An 18,456-nucleotide genomic window follows, 5' to 3' on the forward strand; every position below is an offset into this window, starting at 1 on the left:
TGTTTTGTATTTGTCGCGTTTTGTTGGTAATAATGCTATCGATTTTTTATGTTTAATTATCAGTTTGTATTCATTGGCTGTCTTTTTAAAGTTTAATTCTCTGTTGAGAATACAATGCGTTAATTTTATGGCAATATAAGATATAAAAATGACTTAGACATAGCGAATGCAAATCAATTTGGTTAAATAATGTGTTTTAACCTCTTTCCGTGAGTCTGAAAATGAATAAGGTTTACTCATTAAAGAAAAATGCTAAGAAACAAGTTGTTGCCGTAGCTGAGATCTTTAGTAGATCTAAGAAGGGGAGTGTGGGGAAAGTAATACCTTGTATTTCTAACAATATCGTATGGTTAATAGGAACTATAGTTTCATTTCCAATATACGCTTCCGTCGTTGGAACCTCACTTCCCTACCAAACGTATCGTGATTTTGCTGAGAATAAGGGAGAGTTCCGTCCCGGCGCGGAAAATGTTCCTCTATACGATAAAAATGGCAATCCCGTCACGACGCTGAATAAGGCACCCATGATTGACTTCAGCTCTAATGACTCTACTGGGGTTGCAACATTGGTTTCGCCACAATATGTCGTCAGCGTTAAGCACAATGTTGGTTATCAATATGTGAAATTTGGCTATGCGGATGATTCCTCGTATACCCTTGTTGACAGAAATAACCATTGGAGAGATTTCCACACTCCCCGTCTCAACAAAATTGTTACTGAGGTTACACCGCTAGATATAACCAATGCGGGCACTGCTAATGGAACCTATCAAAATGCTAACCGTTTCCCTATGTTCTATCGTGTTGGGACGGGAACTCAATATGTAAAAGATACCAACGGAAAAATTTCCCATTTAATGGGGGCGTACTCGTATAAAACAGGTGGAATAGTAAATAAGCCGTTTATATCTGACTGGAGTTTTGTCACGAATACTACTAATGCTCCACTCTCAACCTACGGTACTCCTGGTGACAGCGGATCTCCTCTTTTTGCCTGGGATGCAGACCAAAATAAATGGGTTTTGTTAGCCGTTCTCAATTCATATGCAGGGGTCAATGGCAATACTAACTGGTACACAATAATTCCTGCCGGTGATGTAAAAAATACGATGAAACAAGATGCCGATGCACCGGTAAATACAAAACAAGGTGAGGGGGATATTCATTGGTCATATGACGAAAAAACGGGACTTGGTTCATTAACCCAGGGAAGCACATCATGGGAAATGCATGGAAATTTGGGCGCAACATGGCCTGCTTCGCTTAATAGCGGTAAAGATCTAACTTTTCAGGGCGGCGGTACTGTAGTGTTAGAAAATGCCATTAATCAGGGGGCTGGCACACTTACTTTTGATGATGATTATATTGTCAAGCCCGTTGATACTCAGACATGGAAAGGTGGCGGAATTATTGTTAATGGTGAGCATCTTGTCGACTGGCAGATTAATGGGGTTACTGGTGATAGTTTGCATAAACTGGGTACGGGGACGTTAAAAATTAGCGGTACTGGTGTAAACCCAGGAAGTTTAAGTGTGGGAGACGGAACCGTAATATTAGCACAGCGTGCTGATGATAACGGACTGAGCCAGGCGTTCAGTTCTGTCAGTATTGTAAGCGGGCGCCCTACTCTGGTGCTAAGCGACGACAAACAAATTAATCCAGATAATATCAAATGGGGCTATCATGGCGGCAAGCTCGACATTAATGGAAATAGTTTGACTTTTCATAAACTTAACGGGGCTGATGATGGAGCCATACTGACTAACAGTGGCTCCATGGCTAATGTTAATCTGGATTTCAACAGCCCAGATACAACAGCCACGATTGCTAATATCTGGCACGGCCATTTCACCGGCAATCTAAATATCAATAATGGGGTTACAGCAGGAGCACAGAATGATTTCGTCATTGATGGTGGAGTGAATACTCAGGGGAGTGTAACTCAGCAAAATGGTCGGCTATTTATGCAAGGACATCCGGTTGTTCACGCCGTTAGCAGTCAGGACGTAGCAAATAAGTTAAAGGCACTGGGTGACAATTCTGTACTGACCCAACCGGTGTCATTTACTCAGAACGATTGGGAAAATCGACAGTTCAGTATGGCTGAGCTTAACTTACAAAATGCTGAATTTAACCTTGCAAGAAACGCCAGCCTTAATACGAGAATTAATGCCGATCATTCTACCGTTACATTAGGTAGTGAGGATCTTTATATTGATCTCAATGACGGGAATGGCGTGGCAACCAAACCAACATTGGGTAAGTCAAAGGCAACCGCTGAAGATGATCAGAGTCGTTTCAATGGACATGTACAGTTGAAACAAGGATCGGCACTAACTATTAATGAACATTTTGTCGGTGGTATTGATAGTACAGATAGTGCGACGACGATAACCTCTAAAGATACCACACTTAATCAGCTCAGCCGTTTCACCCAATCTTCTTTGTCATTAGGTGAAGGGGCAAAATTGACCGCTACAGCCGGATTGCTTTCTGACGGGATAGTAAGCAGTAATGCGGGTTCGAGCCTTTCCTTACTATCAGACCAGCCAGGAACGATGTATTCCGCCCAAAGCTGGGAGCTTAGCGGACAAAACACGAGCTTAAATGTTGGCGCGGGTGGGATCATCACTGGAGATATCAATGCCAATGATGCGGCCAGCATTAGCTTTGGCACGACTGATATTAACCAATCCACAAATTACTATGGAAATATCAGCGCGCCGTTGGCAAGTGTAACAATGAAGGACACTGCCTGGCTGGCAAATGAGCAGTCGGTGGTTAAGTCGCTCACTTTGAATGGCTCAACACTGAGTTTTAATCGTCTCGGGCAGGGGGGACTGACGGCAGATACGCTGGAGGCCACTAACAGTTCGTTCATTATTAATGCCGATGGTAAAGCAGCAGATACGGTGACGGTAAACCAGACGTTGACAGGGGCGAATAACACACTAGTTGTTATTCCTACGACGAATTCAGTAAAACAGGCCGGTTACCCTGTGTCATTGGTTACTGCCCCGAAAAATACACAAAGCGATATATTTACACTTAACCCGGTTTCAATAAATTCGGGGTTCCATAGTTTCACACCGCAACTTGATGTGTTGGAGACCGACGTTAATAAGCAATGGCGTCTGGAGGGATTTTACATACAGCCTGATAAAGCCGCTTTGCGGACAGGCAAGAGTTTTATGGATCTCGGTTATAAAAACTTTATTACAGAAATTAATAATCTGAATGATCGTATGGGTGATTTACGCCATACCCATGGTGAAACAGGAGCCTGGGCTAGACTTAACAGTGGTTCGGGCTCAGCTACTGATGGATTTACCGGAAGTCATACGCACTTGCAAATTGGGGCAGACAGGAAACATATAATTGAAGGCGGAGAGTTATTTACTGGGGTCACGGCGACATTTACAAACAGTAATAACCGGGGAAGTGGATGGTCAGGAAGAACCAAATCAACGGGTATTGGTGTGTACGCTTCAGCTATGTTTGACTCTGGACTCTATGTAGATACTATCGGGAAATATGTGCGTCATGACAATCATTACTCATCAAGTGCGTTAGGAATGCCAGAACAAGATTATGGCTCGCACTCCTGGTATTTGGGCGCTGAGACCGGTTGGCGTTTTACCTTACCTGACGAAACATATATACAGCCGCAAACAGAGTTGATCTACGGTACTGTATCTGAGAATCAGTTTTCCTGGCAATTCAATGGAGCTGAGATCAATATGCAACGTAAGCAGATGCAACCGTTGATTGGTCGCACAGGCATTGAATTTGGCAAAACATTCAGGGGCAAAGACTGGGAAATTACAGCATTGACTGGGATTAATTATCAGTACGATTTATTTAAGCCTACTGTTACAGCATTCAAGGATCTGGCAGGTGATACATATATTAATAATGGTAAAGATAGCAGAGTGGTATTCAATGTCGGGTTAAATACTAAAATCAAAGAAAACACCAGGATAAGTCTGAATATGGAGCGATCTGAGTTTGGTTCTTACAATATTGATAAGTTAATTAATGCTAATATTCGTTATACATTCTGAGTCGTAGAGTAGATAAAAAAGAAAACCTGAACATATTGTTCAGGTTTTCTTATTGATTGATTACTATAGACAGTCAAATATACTTATCTGCCTGACATTCAGTAGTGTAAAATTTTATCTTATGTTGCTATTTTTTAGAATGGCCTTTTTCTTTACTTTAGCTTATAGTTGAATTCAGTTCAGGTATCTAATGTTTTTATATATGCTATGACCGTTGCTCTAATAATGGTTACAAAAGACATTTATTTAAAAAATGGTATCTTATATTTTGCAAGCCAGGATGAAGGGTATAAATGTTTTGAGTTCAGTGGGCGTGCCTCTGTATATGAGGCCGTTCAGCAATATAGTCATGTTTATATAGTCTGCGATAATAATAATTATTTTTTATACAGTCTTCTTTTTTCTGGGGGGCCTGTTAAGTGCATATGTGCTGATAATGTAACTATACACTATGGAAATCGGTTATCAATTGATTATACATATCCACCAGAACAAATCTTGTGCTCTCTTAATGATATTGAACGAGAGATTCTGTACCTCTACTTTATTAAAAGGAGGAAAATAAAAGAAATTTCAAAGATCACATGTTTAAGTGTAAGTAAGGTCTATTATAGAATAAGAATGATAAAGATTAAGTTTGGTGCTGAGACGACACGGAAGCTCCCAGTTCTGTTTAGATGTTATCTGTAACATCAAATGATTTGATTTCTGTCTTTTCATATTTTTTCATAACATAATTATTATCAAAGTTAATAAATTCTATCATCATAGAGACTAATTATTTAGAGTCTCTAAAGTTAGTCGCTATGTCGATGAGAAACTTTTTACTGAGAGGTATTCATCTTTGCGTTATTTTCGAGTTTACAGAGAGGATACCCCATGACATTATATTCTTACAAAGCATGGGGGTGACTGTATGAATAGTCAAAATGCTTTAAGTAATATGAGGCTTGCTGTTAGAGGAGATATACCCGGTAACTCTACATTAGTTCTTAAAAAGATTAGGTTTTACAATTGTGCTATTATTTATCTTCGCAATGCCCAATTACTGGTTAAAACGATAGATGGAGGGATTATTAATATTCCACCTGAATCAATATGCTATATTGAGAAAAATACAGTCATTGATGTTACACTTAACGTGTTAGGTGAAGGCATGCCTTATGATATCTTTCATATAGATAACAATATGTTAAGTTGTATCTGTAAAGTCATGGAACCATTGTTACTGAATCCACATAAAGTTGGCTCTATGCGAAGTAGAATTTTTAATTGCATGGCGGATAAGACAGATACAGAGATATTTAAGATGATAATAGAAGCAAATGTTCCTCATCATAGACTAATTTATAATATTACTTATTTGTTATCTAAAGTTGATGATATTGAATCTTTGGTTTGCTCATTATCAGTTTCAACAGACTCTACTTTTACAGAAAAATTAAAGTTAATAATAGAATCGGATCTTTCAAAACCATGGCGACTGGTTGATCTGGCAAATATCTTACATATGTCAGAAGTCTCAATTCGTAAAAAACTTGAAAAAGAGAATAATAATTTTAACAATTTGGTTCTGGATATTAGGATGCAACATGCAGCAAGACTAATAACTACGTCTGAAAAACATATTAATAGTATATCTGACGAGGTCGGATATGTTAGTACATCATATTTTATCCGTAATTTTAAAAGTTATTTTGGTATAACACCAAAACAGTTCTCCTTGAAAGTGAAAAGGAAATCATAATTAATATTGCATATCTAATAGCGATAGAAGCAGTTCTTACTGATTTTCAATCTATTTCCTGTGAGGTGAAAAAGGTATGCATTTTTAATAAGTTTTACCCATCCATGATGAGTTTTTTTTCTATATATTAAGAATAATGTTATTTTTTAACCAAAAGTGATGCTGTTGCGCAGGGAATATTTGGGGTATATCCCATAGAACTGAACGTTCATTCCCCCAAAATGAGAAGTTGAACATGCTTCCATAGCGATTAGTGTTCCGGACTCGAATCGTTGAACGATATCCTGCAATTTGGAGCATGAGATGTTTCTATTCTATGCAACAGAATCATCATTAATCCAGACGCAGACCTGAAAAACAGGCTTGGCAATATAACAATCCTGATCGTGTTCATGTGATATTACTCCCGGATTAATGCAGTCAGTAAAAGCATGGCACTGACTGCATTAAGAAGGGACGTCCATCATATCACGAAACAAAAGCTCCCACCGACATCGCCACTGAAGTCCTGCACCGTATCGGTGAACTTGTAACTATCCAGTATAATCATTCTATACACATTTATTGGCTTGAGGAGTCAACTACTTCTTAATTTTGGAGAGAAGAGTGTCAGGTGATACGTTAATTCGCCATTATCTACATATATAGCGGTTTACTTAAATAATAGCGAATTATTTACCCATGGGCTCAATTAATCTTCGCATATAAAAACATCCACAAGCTAAAACTATTATTGTTTTTCGAAAAAAATAAAAGAATATGATAAAATAATATTAGTGTGCGAAATAAATGAAGAATTGCGCCTCGCAATGATATAAAATAAAAAACAATAAATACAAAAACACTTAAACGCCATATGGGGTTGTTTATTACTTGCTTTTATTTTTGTAGCTTTGTCCTTCATTATGTAATGTGGATATGGAGTTGCTATTATTTTTCTAAATAATCTTAGGTGGCGCAATGTGATTTAATTATTGCAATGTAAATATGCTAATTGCACTACTATAAAATCTGTATTGTGGATGTGCTTTTTACAGGCGTGGGCTGAATTTTTATTTTTTACTGCAATTAATAAAGGTAACTGGAAGCTTATTTATTAATAAAGGCATAGTTCTATTTGTTGGTATTATGTTATAAACGTTATGGAGTCTTACCCGTGAACAGAATATATTCACTTAAGTATTGTCACCTTACTCAAGGGCTTATAGCTGTATCAGAATTAGCATCCCGAGTATCCTCTAAAACTGGTCGAAAACTTCTCGCTACATTTATAGTTTCCTCCTTGTCTTATGGTGCTGCTGAACATGCCTATGCAGCACAGATGGATACCCGAAATTTCTGGATCCGTGATTATCTCGATTTGGCACAGAATAAAGGTGTATTTCAGCCTGGAGCATATGGGGTAAAAACGCCATTAAAAAATGGTGGTGAATTCAGTTTTCCTGAAGTAACGATCCCTGATTTTTCTCCAGTATCCGCTAAAGGTGCAACAACTGCTATTGGTAATGCCTACAGTGTTACCGCAAGCCATAATGGCACTATTCACCATGCCGTTAAAACTCAGACATGGGGACAGTCAGACTATCATTATGTTGATCGGGTGACCAAAGGTGACTTTGCGGTCCAGCGTCTGGATAAGTTTGTTGTTGAAACAGCTGGTGCAACAGAGCATGCTGATTTCAACTTATCAGCAGCAGAAGCATTAGAGCGTTATGGTATTGAGTTCAATGGAAAGAAACAGATAATCGGTTTTCGGGTTGGAGCCGGAGCAACCGGTGTTACATCTTATGGGGTGGGACAGGCATATAATCCATTATTACGCAGTGCTTCTATGTTTCAGTTAAACTGGAACAATATGTTAGCCACGAATAATACAGGCGGATTTTATAATGAAGTGACAGGAGGAGACAGCGGTTCCGGATTTTATCTTTATGATAATCAGAGGAAAAAATGGGTCATTCTTGGAACAACATATGGTAAAGCATTCTCTAGTAAGGATACCTGGGCCTTTTTTGCCCGATATGATCAGGACACTGTCGATACCCTGAAAAATACTTTTACTCAGGAGGTGAACCTCAATGGTCAGAAAATGACCGTCAATAATGAAAATATTACTGTTAACGGTAACACAACCGCTATTGAGCTGACCAAGAATAATAAAAATAAAGATTTGAAATTTCATGGTGGCGGGAATATTGAACTCACCGATAACCTGAACTCAGGAACCGGAGGAATGATTTTTGATGAGGGGCAACATTATTCGGTCACCGGGAAAGATAAAACCTATAAAGGGGCGGGTATTGATATCGGAAAAGGGACGGTTGTTGACTGGTCGGTTAAAGGAGTGGCAAACGATAACCTGCACAAAACAGGAGCCGGGACACTGAATGTCAATGTGGCCCAGGGGAATAACCTGAAAACGGGTGACGGTACCGTTTTTCTTAATGCAGAAAAAGCGTTTAATGCTATCTATGTTGCCAGCGGTCGCGGAACGGTCAAACTGGGGCAGGTTGATGCGCTGGATAAAAATAGTGATTACAGAGGTATTTATTTTACCAGCCGTGGAGGGACTCTGGATTTAAACGGGTTCAGCCAGTCGTTTAAGAAGATTGCGGCAACTGATGTTGGTACAGTAATCACCAATACATCAGATAAAAAAGCGACTCTTTCCTTACAAAACGCCGCGCGTTATATCTATCACGGCAACATCACGGGAAATACGGATATCGAACATGCCGGAACACAAAAAAATGCCGACAGCAGCCTGATTATTGACGGGAACATTGATACACACAATGCTATCACTGTGCGAAACTCCCAGCTAAGACTACAGGGACATGCCACAACACATGCTATTTTCCGTGAAGGTCCCCGGTTCTGCTATGTCCCCGGAGTTCTTTGTGACAAAGATTATGTTGCTGATTTTGCCAGACTGGAAAGTGAGGCAAATAAGAAAAATAACAGTGAGTATAAAACAAATAACCAGGTGTCCTCTTTTGAGCAGCCCGACTGGGAAAACAGACATTTTCGTTTTAAGACGCTGAATCTGGATAATGCTGAGTTCACAACTGCACGAAACTCAATAGTTGAAGGCGATATCGTTGCGTCAGATTCATCGCTGAAACTTGGAGGCGATGTTCCGGTATTTATTGATAAGTATGATGGAATCAATATTACAGGTAATGGTTTTGGCTTCCGCCAGGATGTCCGTGAAGGACGCTCAGCAGACGACGGCAGTAGCAGTTACACAGGCAATATCACGCTTAACAATAACTCCACGCTGGATATTAACAGCCGTTTCACCGGCGGGATTGAGGCTCATGACAGTCAGGTAAATGTCTCCTCACCGGATGCTCTGCTGCAGAACAGTGGTGTCTTTGTGAACTCTGCTCTCTCTGTTCGTGACGGCGGGCATCTGACCGCACAGAAAGGGCTCTACAGTGACGGTCGGGTTCAGATTGGGAAGAACAGTACACTCTCCCTGAGCGGAACACCGGAAGCCGGAGCTGATAACACCTGGATGCCCGTACTGACATACATGACAGAAGGCTATGATTTAACCGGTGATAACGCCACGCTGGACATCAGCCAGCAGGCGCATGTTTCCGGGGATGTTCATGCAACCAGTTCATCCACAATTCGTATTGGCTCCGAAAACCCTGGTTCAGTTTCCTCTTCTGTCTCCCCTGTTCTGGCTGCCGGGTTGTTCAGCGGATATAACGCGGCGTACTACGGCGCCATCACCGGCGGTAAAGGAAACGTCAGGATGAACAGTGGTCTGTGGCAGCTGACCGGAGACTCCGACATCAACAGTCTGACGACCCGCAACAGCCGGGTACAGTCTGAAGAAAACGGTGCCTTCCGTACCCTGACGGTTAAGACACTGGATGCCACGGGCAGTGACTTTGTCCTGCGCACTGACCTGAAGAACGCCGATAAAATCAGCGTGACGGAGAAAGCCAGCGGCTCAGACAACACCCTGAATGTCAGCTTTATGAAGAACCCGACCCCGGGGCAGTCCCTGAACATCCCGCTGGTCAGCGCGCCGGCCGGAACATCAGAGGATATCTTTAAGGCCGGCACCCGGGTGACAGGCTTCAGCCGGGTAACACCGACGCTGCGTGTTGACACCACTGGTGGCAGTACGCAATGGATTCTGGATGGTTTCAGGACGGAAGCCGATAAAGCGGCTGCAGCGAAGGCGGACAGTTTCATGAATGCCGGCTACAAAAACTTTATGACGGAAGTTAACAACCTGAACAAACGTATGGGTGAGCTGCGTGACACGAACGGTGATGCCGGTGCCTGGGCCCGTATCATGAACGGCGCCGGTTCAGCCGATGGCGGGTATAGCGATAATTACACTCACGTTCAGGTCGGCTTTGACAAAAAACATGTGCTGGATGGTGTCGACCTGTTCACCGGTATCACAATGACCTATACCGACAGCAGTGCAGACAGTGATGCGTTCAGCGGGAAGACAAAATCCGTGGGGGGCGGTCTGTATGCTTCAGCACTGTTTAACTCCGGTGCCTATATCGATTTGATTGGTAAATATATTCACCATGACAATGACTACACAGGCAACTTTGCCGGTCTGGGTACGAAGCACTACGGAACCCACTCCTGGTATGCCGGAGCGGAGACGGGTTACCGTTATCACCTGACGGAAGACACTTTTATTGAGCCTCAGGCCGAACTGGTTTACGGCGCAGTGTCCGGGAAAACATTCCGCTGGAAAGACGGTGAGATGGATCTGAGTATGAAGAACAAGGATTTCAGCCCGCTGATTGGCAGAACAGGAATTGAGCTGGGTAAAACATTCAGTGGTAAGGACTGGAGTGTGACAGCCCGTGCCGGAACCAGCTGGCAGTTTGACCTGCTGAATAACGGCGAGACGGTTCTTCGTGATGCCTCCGGAGAGAAACGGATTAAAGGAGAGAAGGACAGCAGGATGTTGTTCAATGTCGGCATGAACGCACAGATAAAGGACAACATGCGCTTTGGTCTGGAGTTTGAGAAATCCGCCTTTGGTAAATACAACGTGGATAACGCGATAAACGCGAATTTCCGCTATATGTTCTGACAGGAAGAGGCCCCTGAAAAGGGGCCTGTAGTGATGTTACTCCCGGATTAATGCAGTTAGTAAATGTATGGCACTGACCACCTTGGGAAGGGGGGCCATCACATCACTACAAATTCCGGCAATTGCGTACATGGCAACGGCAAGTTATTTAATCTCAAACGTAAGCCGTGGATCATGCTGGATGAAGTAGACGTCGCTACCGTCGTGAATGTTATTGATACGTGCCCGAGCGGCGCGCTGAAATACCGTCTTAAATAAGCGAGGGGAAAATGGAAATATGTGAGGGTCATAATAAATTTCACATCAATGATGCGCAGGGAAATCAAATAGCTGAAATTGTCTTTGTGCCGACCGGAGAGAATTTAGCGATTATCGAACATACCGATGTTGATGAAAGCCTGAAAGGGCAGGGGATTGATAAACAGCTGGTAGCGAAAGTCGTGGAAAAAATGCGCCAGGAAAATTATCCCACTGTGCCCGTTTGCGAAACACGAATTTGATAAAACGCGTGCGTATGATGATATTCGCAGCTGATGGGGCGAAGGCAGGAAGGACGTATTCCCAAAAGCAAAAACCCGCCTTGTAGGCGGGTTCTCAGGAATTAAATTAGTAGTGCCAGCTTGAATTAAAGATCATTGTGAAAACAACGAAGTCATTTTAATAACAAAAGATTACATTTACACATTCGACCTCGAATGTATCACCGGGCACTACCACTAACAATGTGTTTCGGTATTAGTATTTATTGAGATATCTAATCGAAATTTGCACATTTAAGAGGTTCAATATCTGCCTGTAAACTTGCATTCAGCAGGTTATGTAAATGCTGCCCTATCCGTTGGGCCAGTAAGACAGGTACAGCGTTGCCGATCTGCCTCATTGCTTCTCCCCATGCTCCTGTCACCTGGAAGTCTTTAGGGAATGTTTGCAGGAGTTTTCCTTCATAAACTGTGAAGTAACGGACGCTATCATTTTCATATCTAATCATATTTTCGCCACCAGGGACTCCATGAGCCCCAGCTTTTAATGTTTTCGATGGCTGGTCAATGTAGCTACCAGTGTGGCCTGGATAGGTACGGGCGCCATCTTTAAAAATATGATCTTCAATTTCATGGGGCTCATAGGGTTGAGGAACGTTTTTGAGAGCATCACGAACGGTAACCCAGCGTTTCTCTGATGGTGGAAACACTCCAAAACGTTTTTTCAATCTCTCTGTAAGAGGTTCATCTTTTAGAGGACTAATGTTATGTTCCTTCCAGTACTCCCCTGTAACGTACTGTTCCCACAGTAATCGCTCCTGGCTGTGCGTAGGCGCAGGGAAGGTCCACTTTTTGTTTAAGTCGGACCTGATCCCGACAATTATCACTCGCTCCCTAACCTGTGGAACACCATAGTCTGCCGCATTCACTAACTTAAAGGACACATCATAAGTGGTGCCTTGATGCGTACCTTTGCTAGCTTTACGTAACTCGTTAAGATGTAATTGCCAGTCCTGGGCATCACACAAAGATAACGTTGGGTATGTTAAACGAAGGATGATGTATTCGAAGTAATCAGCAAATGATTTTCGAAGTAAGCCCTTCACGTTTTCGAAGATGAAAGCCTTAGGATGTAAAGCTTCGATCGCCTTAATCGCGTAGGGGAACATATCTCGAGTGTCATCATGGGCTTTATGCTTGCCCCCTAAGGAAAAAGGTTGGCAAGGCGGTCCGCCAGCCACGACATCGATATTCTTAAGAGATGTGAAATCGTAATTTTTAATATCTCCTTGAAATACTTTCTCTTTGTCAAAATTTAGACGAAGTGAGTTGCAAGCATGTTTGTTGAGCTCAACAAACCCTTGATGCTCGAATCCTGCCAGTTCTAAACCTTTCGCTAAACCGCCAGTACCTGAGAATATTTCTAAGGATTTCATTTTGTTACTTTAATTCCAAAAAGTATTGCTTAATTCGATTTTCTACAGAGGCTGGTTCTGAATGCCTGCCAGTACATTTTTCTGCCCATTCCCTGCCTGGGTGAATCACATCCCAATCAGATTTGGCTTGGGCGAATCTACCAGCACCAGGAGTATGATTCCCAAAACCATCCACTACGGTGTTCCATAAGGGTTTGTGAATTTTAATCAGTGCTGCTTCGACTGTGCTGATCATGTCAGAGCCAGTAGCTTCAAAAATGATAAAGCGACATGAAAAATCTTCTAACTTCAAGTTCTCTGCTTTCGCTATATTTCTACTATGCTCTCTGATCCTATTAGATAGTTCTGAGCCAGCCCGAGTGGCGCTATCACTGATTCTGGACTGACGCCATCCTGCTGGTACAGCCTTACCTACATAAATAGGAAGGTTGTATGCAAGTCGGTTTATTCGTGAAAATTCATCGTATAAAGGGTTATGACCTGTGTAGTATAGCGCGTAAACACCGGCTCCCTGAAATCCTTGAGGCGGTGGTAATGAATGTACAGGTGTCCCATTAAAAAAACGTACGGCATCTTTTAGAAGTTCTAAAAATGCATCGTTTCTATATACATGCTCAGATCTATCAAACTGTTTACTAATCATCGTAATGGAGTCCGTCAACACTCCTTGTGCTACATAATAACCAACTGAAATTTATTATATTTATTTGTGATGGGTAACGAGTTAGAACAAGGCCAAAAGTGATGCGAGTATGCCATAGTCTTTTTGGTAGGGGCAAGTTGGTAGGAGGCTGCTGCCCCATGCTTGTACATCGTTTTGCAAGAATCCTCACTGCTGCTAACCCCTAGCATTTTGAGCGTGAATTTTTTATCCGCCGTGTAGCGTAGCGGCGCAGTAAATTTGTGCTCTTGATTAAAGATAATATTCTCAACCCAGCACAGATGACTTAGTGAACAACCAAATAAAACATATCTTTTCCCCCCCTGGTTCAGGCTGGAATATGTTGATGAGGGCTACTCATATCGAAGTGGTGTCTTCCTGCGTTACGGGCCTTTTACCCTGGCGTTCTGGCTGATCGCATTGATTTCAGCCTGCGCGGAAGGGCGTTTGTGTTTAGTTTGTTCAGTGGCTTTCATCGCAAGGGAATGTTTTAGTGCGCCTTTGTCGATAGGAAGAAGTCGATCCTGAGGAACTTTTTCGGATGTGTCAGATGCCATTCCGGTATTTGATAGGCTTTATAATAATGCCTATTTTGTACCACCGGGGAGGAGGAAATTTAAAAAGGGTAACTGCTTATAAACCAAAACGTGTTGGCTCAAAAAACAAAACCCCCGCCGGAGCGAGGGTTATAAATTTTGGTGCCCGGACTCGGAATCGAACCAAGGACACGGGGATTTTCAATCCCCTGCTCTACCGACTGAGCTATCCGGGCAACGGGGCGCATTAAACCGTAATCTGCACATCTCGTCAACCTAATTTCAGTAAAAGCGATTCAACTGCTTAAGATTGCGGCAAATCGTTTCTTTTCTGTGTTTCTGTCAGGTCAGTGCACCACCCTGGCGGCAGCGGGCGAAGCGCAGGATATCTTCCGCCAGTCGGAGTGCGGTGTCGACATCCGCCTGGCTACGATTCACCAGCATTCGGCTTAAACAGCCTTCCAGCACCAGTTCCATCTGCTTTGCTACCATCGCCGGATCGTCAACTTCCAGCGTGGTTAACAGTTCGTGGGTGAAATCGTAGGCCGCGCTTTTTTGCTGATCGGCCAGTTGATGAATAGGGTGGCCAGGATCGGGATAAAACGTACAGGCAGCGATAAACAGACAGCCCGGATAGCGGTTGTTTTTAACGCACTCTGATAACGCCTGATAACGCGCCAGCAGCTTTTGTTCGGCGGTTAGCGTTTCGTCCAGCATCAACTGACGACGCCAGACATCTATCTGTTGGCTAAGATAGCGCAGCGCGTCGTAGAGGATCGCCTCTTTGTCCGGCCAGAATCGCCTTAGCTCATCCAGCGGATAATCCACACGTTCAGCAACCATCTCCAGCGTGGTGTTGGCAATCCCTTGTAATTCTAATAATTTCAGGGCTTCTCCCAGTACATCTTCACGTTGCACGCTATTTTCCTCCGTCTTTCCCACTGCAAGTGTCGTTCACGGTTGGCGATCGCGCAAATGTGCGCTGAAGGTTTCAGCATCCATAAAGCCCGTGACGCGTGCTTGTGGATGCTCCTGGCCTTGTCCGTCAAAAAAGAGAATTGTCGGCAGTCCAAGGACATTTAGATGTTTTAACAGCGCCACATCTTGTGCGTCATTAGCGGTGACGTTGGCCTGAAGTAAGACTGTGTCAGCCAACGCTTTTTGCACCTGTGGGTCGCTAAAGGTGTATTTCTCGAACTCTTTACAGGCAACGCACCAGTCGGCATAGAGATCTAACATTACAGGTTTACCTTTGGCTTCAACGAGCGCCTGATTTAACTCATCCACCGTTTTGATTGGTGTAAAGTTGAGATGCGCCTGAGTTTGTGCGGTATGAGTCGCACCAAATGCCCAGTCCTGGAGTGGGCGCACGCTAACCAACGCCGCTGCCAGTAGGATTATTTGCACAATGCGCATCCAACCGCGTTTGGCCTGTAAGCTGGTGACAAAGGCCCAGCTAAAGAATGCGACGCCAAGCGCCGACCACAAGCGTAATCCCCATATATCGCCAATCACTCGCTCAAGCAGGAAGACCGGCAGTGCGAGGATCACAAAACCAAACGCGGTTTTGACCTGTTCCATCCACGGACCGCTTTTCGGCAGCAGACGGTTGCCAAAGACGGTAATTAACATCAGCGGTAGACCCATGCCCAGCGCATAGAGATAAAGTGTGCCGCCGCCCAGCCACATGTTTCCGCTTTGGGCGATATATAGCAGAATCGCGCTAAGCGGCGCGGTGGTGCATGGTGAGCAGATCAAACCGGCAATCGCCCCCATAACAAACACACCGCCGGGCGAGCCACCCTGTTGGCGATTGCTCATCAGCGTGAGGCGCGTTTGCAGTGAAGAGGGGAGTTGCAGGGTAAACAAGCCAAACATCGACATCGCCAGCAAGGTAAAGACGATGGCGAGGCCAATAAGCACGTAAGGATGCTGTAGCGCCGCCTGGAACTGTAACCCTGCGGCGGCAACCACCAGACCCAGCGCCGTGTAGGTCAGCGCCATCCCTTGCACATAAATAAAGGTCAGCAACAATGCTCTGGTGGTGGAGAGCCGCTGTTTACCGCCTAGCACGATGCCGGAAATCAGTGGGTACATCGGCAGTACGCAGGGGGTGAAGGCGATGCCGATGCCGATCAACAATGCCCAGAGCGCAGAAAAGGGCAATTGCGCGGCGGGCTGCTCTTGCTGCGGGACAGACATCGGCTGTGGCGCTGCGTTGTTGGCAACCACTTCGCTTAACGGTACGGTTTTGGTTTCTGGTGGATAGCAGAAACCAGCGTCAGCGCAGCCCTGGTAAGTGACAGTTAATGTCGCGCCAGCCGTAGCCTGGTTGATGGTTACAGGAAGCGTCAGTCGCTTGCGATAAATCTCGCTTTTGCCGTAAAACTCATCGTCATGCCAGACGCCAGGCGGTAACTGCACGTCGGCAATTTTCGCGTGTTCAGGCGTGATGCGGATCTGTTTACGGTAAAGGTAATAACCGTCTTTGATCTGCCAGGTCAGATTAAGATCATGTTGGTTTTGCTGAAAATCAAAAGCAAAAGCCTGATCAGCCGGGACAAATTGTGAGCGTCCTGGCGTGTCGAATAATCCGGCAAAAACGGAAGTGCTGCAAAGTAGCAGGATCAGCGTAAAGATGCGTTGAGCCATGAGAGGTAATCTGTGTCTCCGTGTATAACAGGTAAAACCAGAAGCTCCGGGGTTTGATACGGATGATGAGACTTCAGGCATTCCAGCAGAGCTTGCTGGTGAGCGTTGTCGGTTTTTAAGATCATCTGTACTTCATATTCCTGTTCCAGCTTACCTTCCCAGTAATAGAGTGAGGTTGCGCCAGGGATCAGGGTTGCACAGGCCGCCAGTTTTTCTGCCAGCACTTTGGCGGCTAAATCCTGGGCTGTCGCTTCATCCGGTGCGGTACACAGCACCACGACAGACGCGGTATTCGAACTTTTATCATCAAGCATAAACACCTCGCAAGAACAGATGGAACCGCAAGAGAGAGGTCACTATACAACGGAAGAGGGAATGATGTTAGTCGGCGGGAAAGAAAGCGGGGCGTGAACGCCCCGCGATTGGTCATTACAGCATGAAGCTACCAAGCACGAAGCCGAAGCAAACGGCCAGGGCAACACCCAGAGTACCTGGGATGAAGAACGGATGGTTGAAGACGAATTTACCGATACGAGTTGTACCCGTGTCATCCATCTGTACCGCAGCAACCAGCGTCGGGTAGGTCGGCAGAATGAACAGACCAGACACCGCAGCAAAAGAAGCAACAGCGGTCAGCGGAGAAACGTTCAGCGCCAGAGCCATCGGCATCAGTGCTTTTGCGGTTGCAGCCTGAGAGTACAGCAGAGCAGAAGCAAAGAAGAAGATGACAGCCAGCAGCCACGGATGACCCTGAATCACTTCACCAGCGGTATCTTTGATCCAGTCGATGTTGTTGGAAACGAAAGTATCGCCCAGCCATGCAACGCCCAGGATACAAATACAGGCGCTCATACCTGCTTTGAAGGTGCTGGAGTTGAGGATGTTGTCGGTATCAACTTTACAGATAACGGTAGTCAGAGTTGCAACGCTGAGCATGATGATCAGGATTGCGTTAGTGGTGTTCATCAGCGGTTTCTCAACCAGGCCCATGCTCGGGCTGTTGATGATTGCATAGATAACCACGCCAACTACGCCCAGCAGGAACAGCCAGACGGAAGTTTTTGCACCAGATTTGATTTCAATCTGCTTTTCACCGCGCAGTTCAACCAGACCTTCTTCCAGACGCTTGCGATAAATCGGATCGTCAGACAGTTTGGAGTTGAACAGCATAGTGACCAGGAAGGACATCACCAGAACCGCCAGCAGGGTGGACGGGATGACCACAGAGAGCAGATGAAGGTAGCTGATGCCATGACCTTCCATTACGGAAGACATGTAAACGACTGCCGCTGAGATTGGCGATGCGGTGATCGCAATCTGCGCGGATACCACTGCAGTAGACAGCGGACGGCAAGGTTTAACGCCTTGTTCCTTCGCAACTTCAGCGATAACTGGCAGCGTTGCCAGAGAGATGTTGCCAGTACCCGCAAAAATTGTCAGGAAATAGGTCACGATAGGTGCGAGGATCGTGATGTATTTCGGGTTACGGCGCAGCAGCTTTTCTGTCTGATGAACCAGATAGTCCAGACCGCCAGCAACCTGCATGGCAGAAATAGCGGCGATAACCGCCATGATAATGGAAATGACATCGAACGGGATGTTACCAGGTTTGACGCCAATAGCGGCAAGAACCAGCACCCCCAATCCGCCTGCAAAACCAATACCTATTCCCCCCAGTCTGGCGCCCAAGAAGATCGCCAGCAAAACTATGATGAGTTCTACAACTAGCATATTAGCCTTCCTTGTTTTTTAACAAGTTGATATTAGATTGTTATTTTTAAGTTACTACTCACAA

The 18,456-nt window shown here is 44.4% G+C and carries 10 protein-coding genes, 1 tRNA gene and 2 pseudogenes; 5 read left to right on the top strand and 8 right to left on the bottom strand.

Annotated features, from left to right (window positions below):
• Positions 1-221 precede the first annotated feature (221 nt).
• From LG381_RS06380 to LG381_RS06400, 5 genes and pseudogenes are all read left to right on the top strand, one after another.
• Complete coding sequence (locus tag LG381_RS06380; protein ID WP_225762156.1) at positions 222-4,064, top strand: S6 family peptidase; 3,843 nt, start codon at positions 222-224, stop codon at positions 4,062-4,064.
• A gap of 916 nt (positions 4,065-4,980) precedes the next feature.
• Complete coding sequence (locus LG381_RS06385; RefSeq protein WP_225762157.1) at positions 4,981-5,811, top strand: AraC family transcriptional regulator; 831 nt, start codon at positions 4,981-4,983, stop codon at positions 5,809-5,811.
• A 1,156-nt stretch (positions 5,812-6,967) separates the two neighbouring features.
• Positions 6,968-10,897, top strand: a complete 3,930-nt coding sequence (locus LG381_RS06390; RefSeq protein WP_225762158.1) for an autotransporter outer membrane beta-barrel domain-containing protein — start codon at positions 6,968-6,970, stop codon at positions 10,895-10,897.
• A gap of 111 nt (positions 10,898-11,008) precedes the next feature.
• Positions 11,009-11,155: pseudogene (gene yjdI / locus LG381_RS06395) on the top strand (4Fe-4S mono-cluster protein YjdI); the annotation flags it as partial.
• A gap of 11 nt (positions 11,156-11,166) precedes the next feature.
• Positions 11,167-11,431: pseudogene (locus LG381_RS06400) on the top strand (GNAT family N-acetyltransferase).
• 220 nt (positions 11,432-11,651) lie between these two features.
• Here LG381_RS06400 and LG381_RS06405 read toward each other — a convergent pair.
• The 8 genes from LG381_RS06405 to dcuA all read right to left on the bottom strand — a co-directional run bounded on the left by LG381_RS06405 (position 11,652) and on the right by dcuA (position 18,392).
• Positions 11,652-12,812 carry a DNA cytosine methyltransferase gene (locus tag LG381_RS06405; RefSeq protein ID WP_021551513.1) on the bottom strand — a complete coding sequence of 387 codons (1,161 nt, stop codon included), beginning with the start codon at positions 12,810-12,812 and terminating at the stop codon, positions 11,652-11,654.
• A 4-nt stretch (positions 12,813-12,816) separates the two neighbouring features.
• Positions 12,817-13,455: an Eco29kI family restriction endonuclease gene (locus LG381_RS06410; RefSeq protein ID WP_085461259.1), complete on the bottom strand. Its 639-nt coding sequence runs from the start codon at positions 13,453-13,455 to the stop codon at positions 12,817-12,819.
• A gap of 401 nt (positions 13,456-13,856) precedes the next feature.
• Complete coding sequence (locus LG381_RS06415; RefSeq protein WP_157944800.1) at positions 13,857-14,030, bottom strand: hypothetical protein; 174 nt, start codon at positions 14,028-14,030, stop codon at positions 13,857-13,859.
• Positions 14,031-14,169: 139 nt separating this feature from the next.
• Positions 14,170-14,245, bottom strand: a tRNA-Phe gene (locus LG381_RS06420).
• A 106-nt stretch (positions 14,246-14,351) separates the two neighbouring features.
• The gene (locus LG381_RS06425) at positions 14,352-14,927 is read right to left on the bottom strand and encodes a transcriptional regulator (protein WP_105280886.1); all 576 of its coding nucleotides are present in this window, start codon (positions 14,925-14,927) and stop codon (positions 14,352-14,354) included.
• Positions 14,928-14,963: 36 nt separating this feature from the next.
• Complete coding sequence (gene dsbD / locus LG381_RS06430; protein ID WP_000068989.1) at positions 14,964-16,661, bottom strand: protein-disulfide reductase DsbD; 1,698 nt, start codon at positions 16,659-16,661, stop codon at positions 14,964-14,966.
• Positions 16,637-16,975 (bottom strand): divalent cation tolerance protein CutA, encoded by a 339-nt coding sequence (gene cutA, locus LG381_RS06435; protein WP_085461256.1) that lies wholly within the window; start codon positions 16,973-16,975, stop codon positions 16,637-16,639. Before cutA ends, dsbD begins: the two co-directional genes overlap by 25 nt.
• 115 nt (positions 16,976-17,090) lie before the next feature.
• On the bottom strand, positions 17,091-18,392 hold the full coding sequence (dcuA, locus tag LG381_RS06440; RefSeq protein ID WP_000961959.1) for an anaerobic C4-dicarboxylate transporter DcuA: 1,302 nt from the start codon (positions 18,390-18,392) through the stop codon (positions 17,091-17,093).
• Positions 18,393-18,456 lie beyond the last annotated feature (64 nt).

Source organism: Escherichia sp. Marseille-Q3837 (genome assembly GCF_916618735.1).
In the GTDB taxonomy this organism is placed as follows: domain Bacteria; phylum Pseudomonadota; class Gammaproteobacteria; order Enterobacterales; family Enterobacteriaceae; genus Escherichia; species Escherichia ruysiae.

What these genes read in the sequence shown, in the direction of transcription:
- LG381_RS06380 (WP_225762156.1), top strand. Translation starts at nt 222, where the DNA reads ATGAATAAGGTTTACTCATTAAAGAAAAATGCTAAGAAACAAGTTGTT.
- LG381_RS06385 (WP_225762157.1), top strand. Translation starts at nt 4,981, where the DNA reads ATGAATAGTCAAAATGCTTTAAGTAATATGAGGCTTGCTGTTAGAGGA.
- LG381_RS06405 (WP_021551513.1), bottom strand. Translation starts at nt 12,812, where the DNA reads ATGAAATCCTTAGAAATATTCTCAGGTACTGGCGGTTTAGCGAAAGGT.
- LG381_RS06410 (WP_085461259.1), bottom strand. Translation starts at nt 13,455, where the DNA reads ATGATTAGTAAACAGTTTGATAGATCTGAGCATGTATATAGAAACGAT.
- LG381_RS06415 (WP_157944800.1), bottom strand. Translation starts at nt 14,030, where the DNA reads ATGGCATCTGACACATCCGAAAAAGTTCCTCAGGATCGACTTCTTCCT.
- dsbD (WP_000068989.1), bottom strand. Translation starts at nt 16,661, where the DNA reads ATGGCTCAACGCATCTTTACGCTGATCCTGCTACTTTGCAGCACTTCC.
- cutA (WP_085461256.1), bottom strand. Translation starts at nt 16,975, where the DNA reads ATGCTTGATGATAAAAGTTCGAATACCGCGTCTGTCGTGGTGCTGTGT.
- dcuA (WP_000961959.1), bottom strand. Translation starts at nt 18,392, where the DNA reads ATGCTAGTTGTAGAACTCATCATAGTTTTGCTGGCGATCTTCTTGGGC.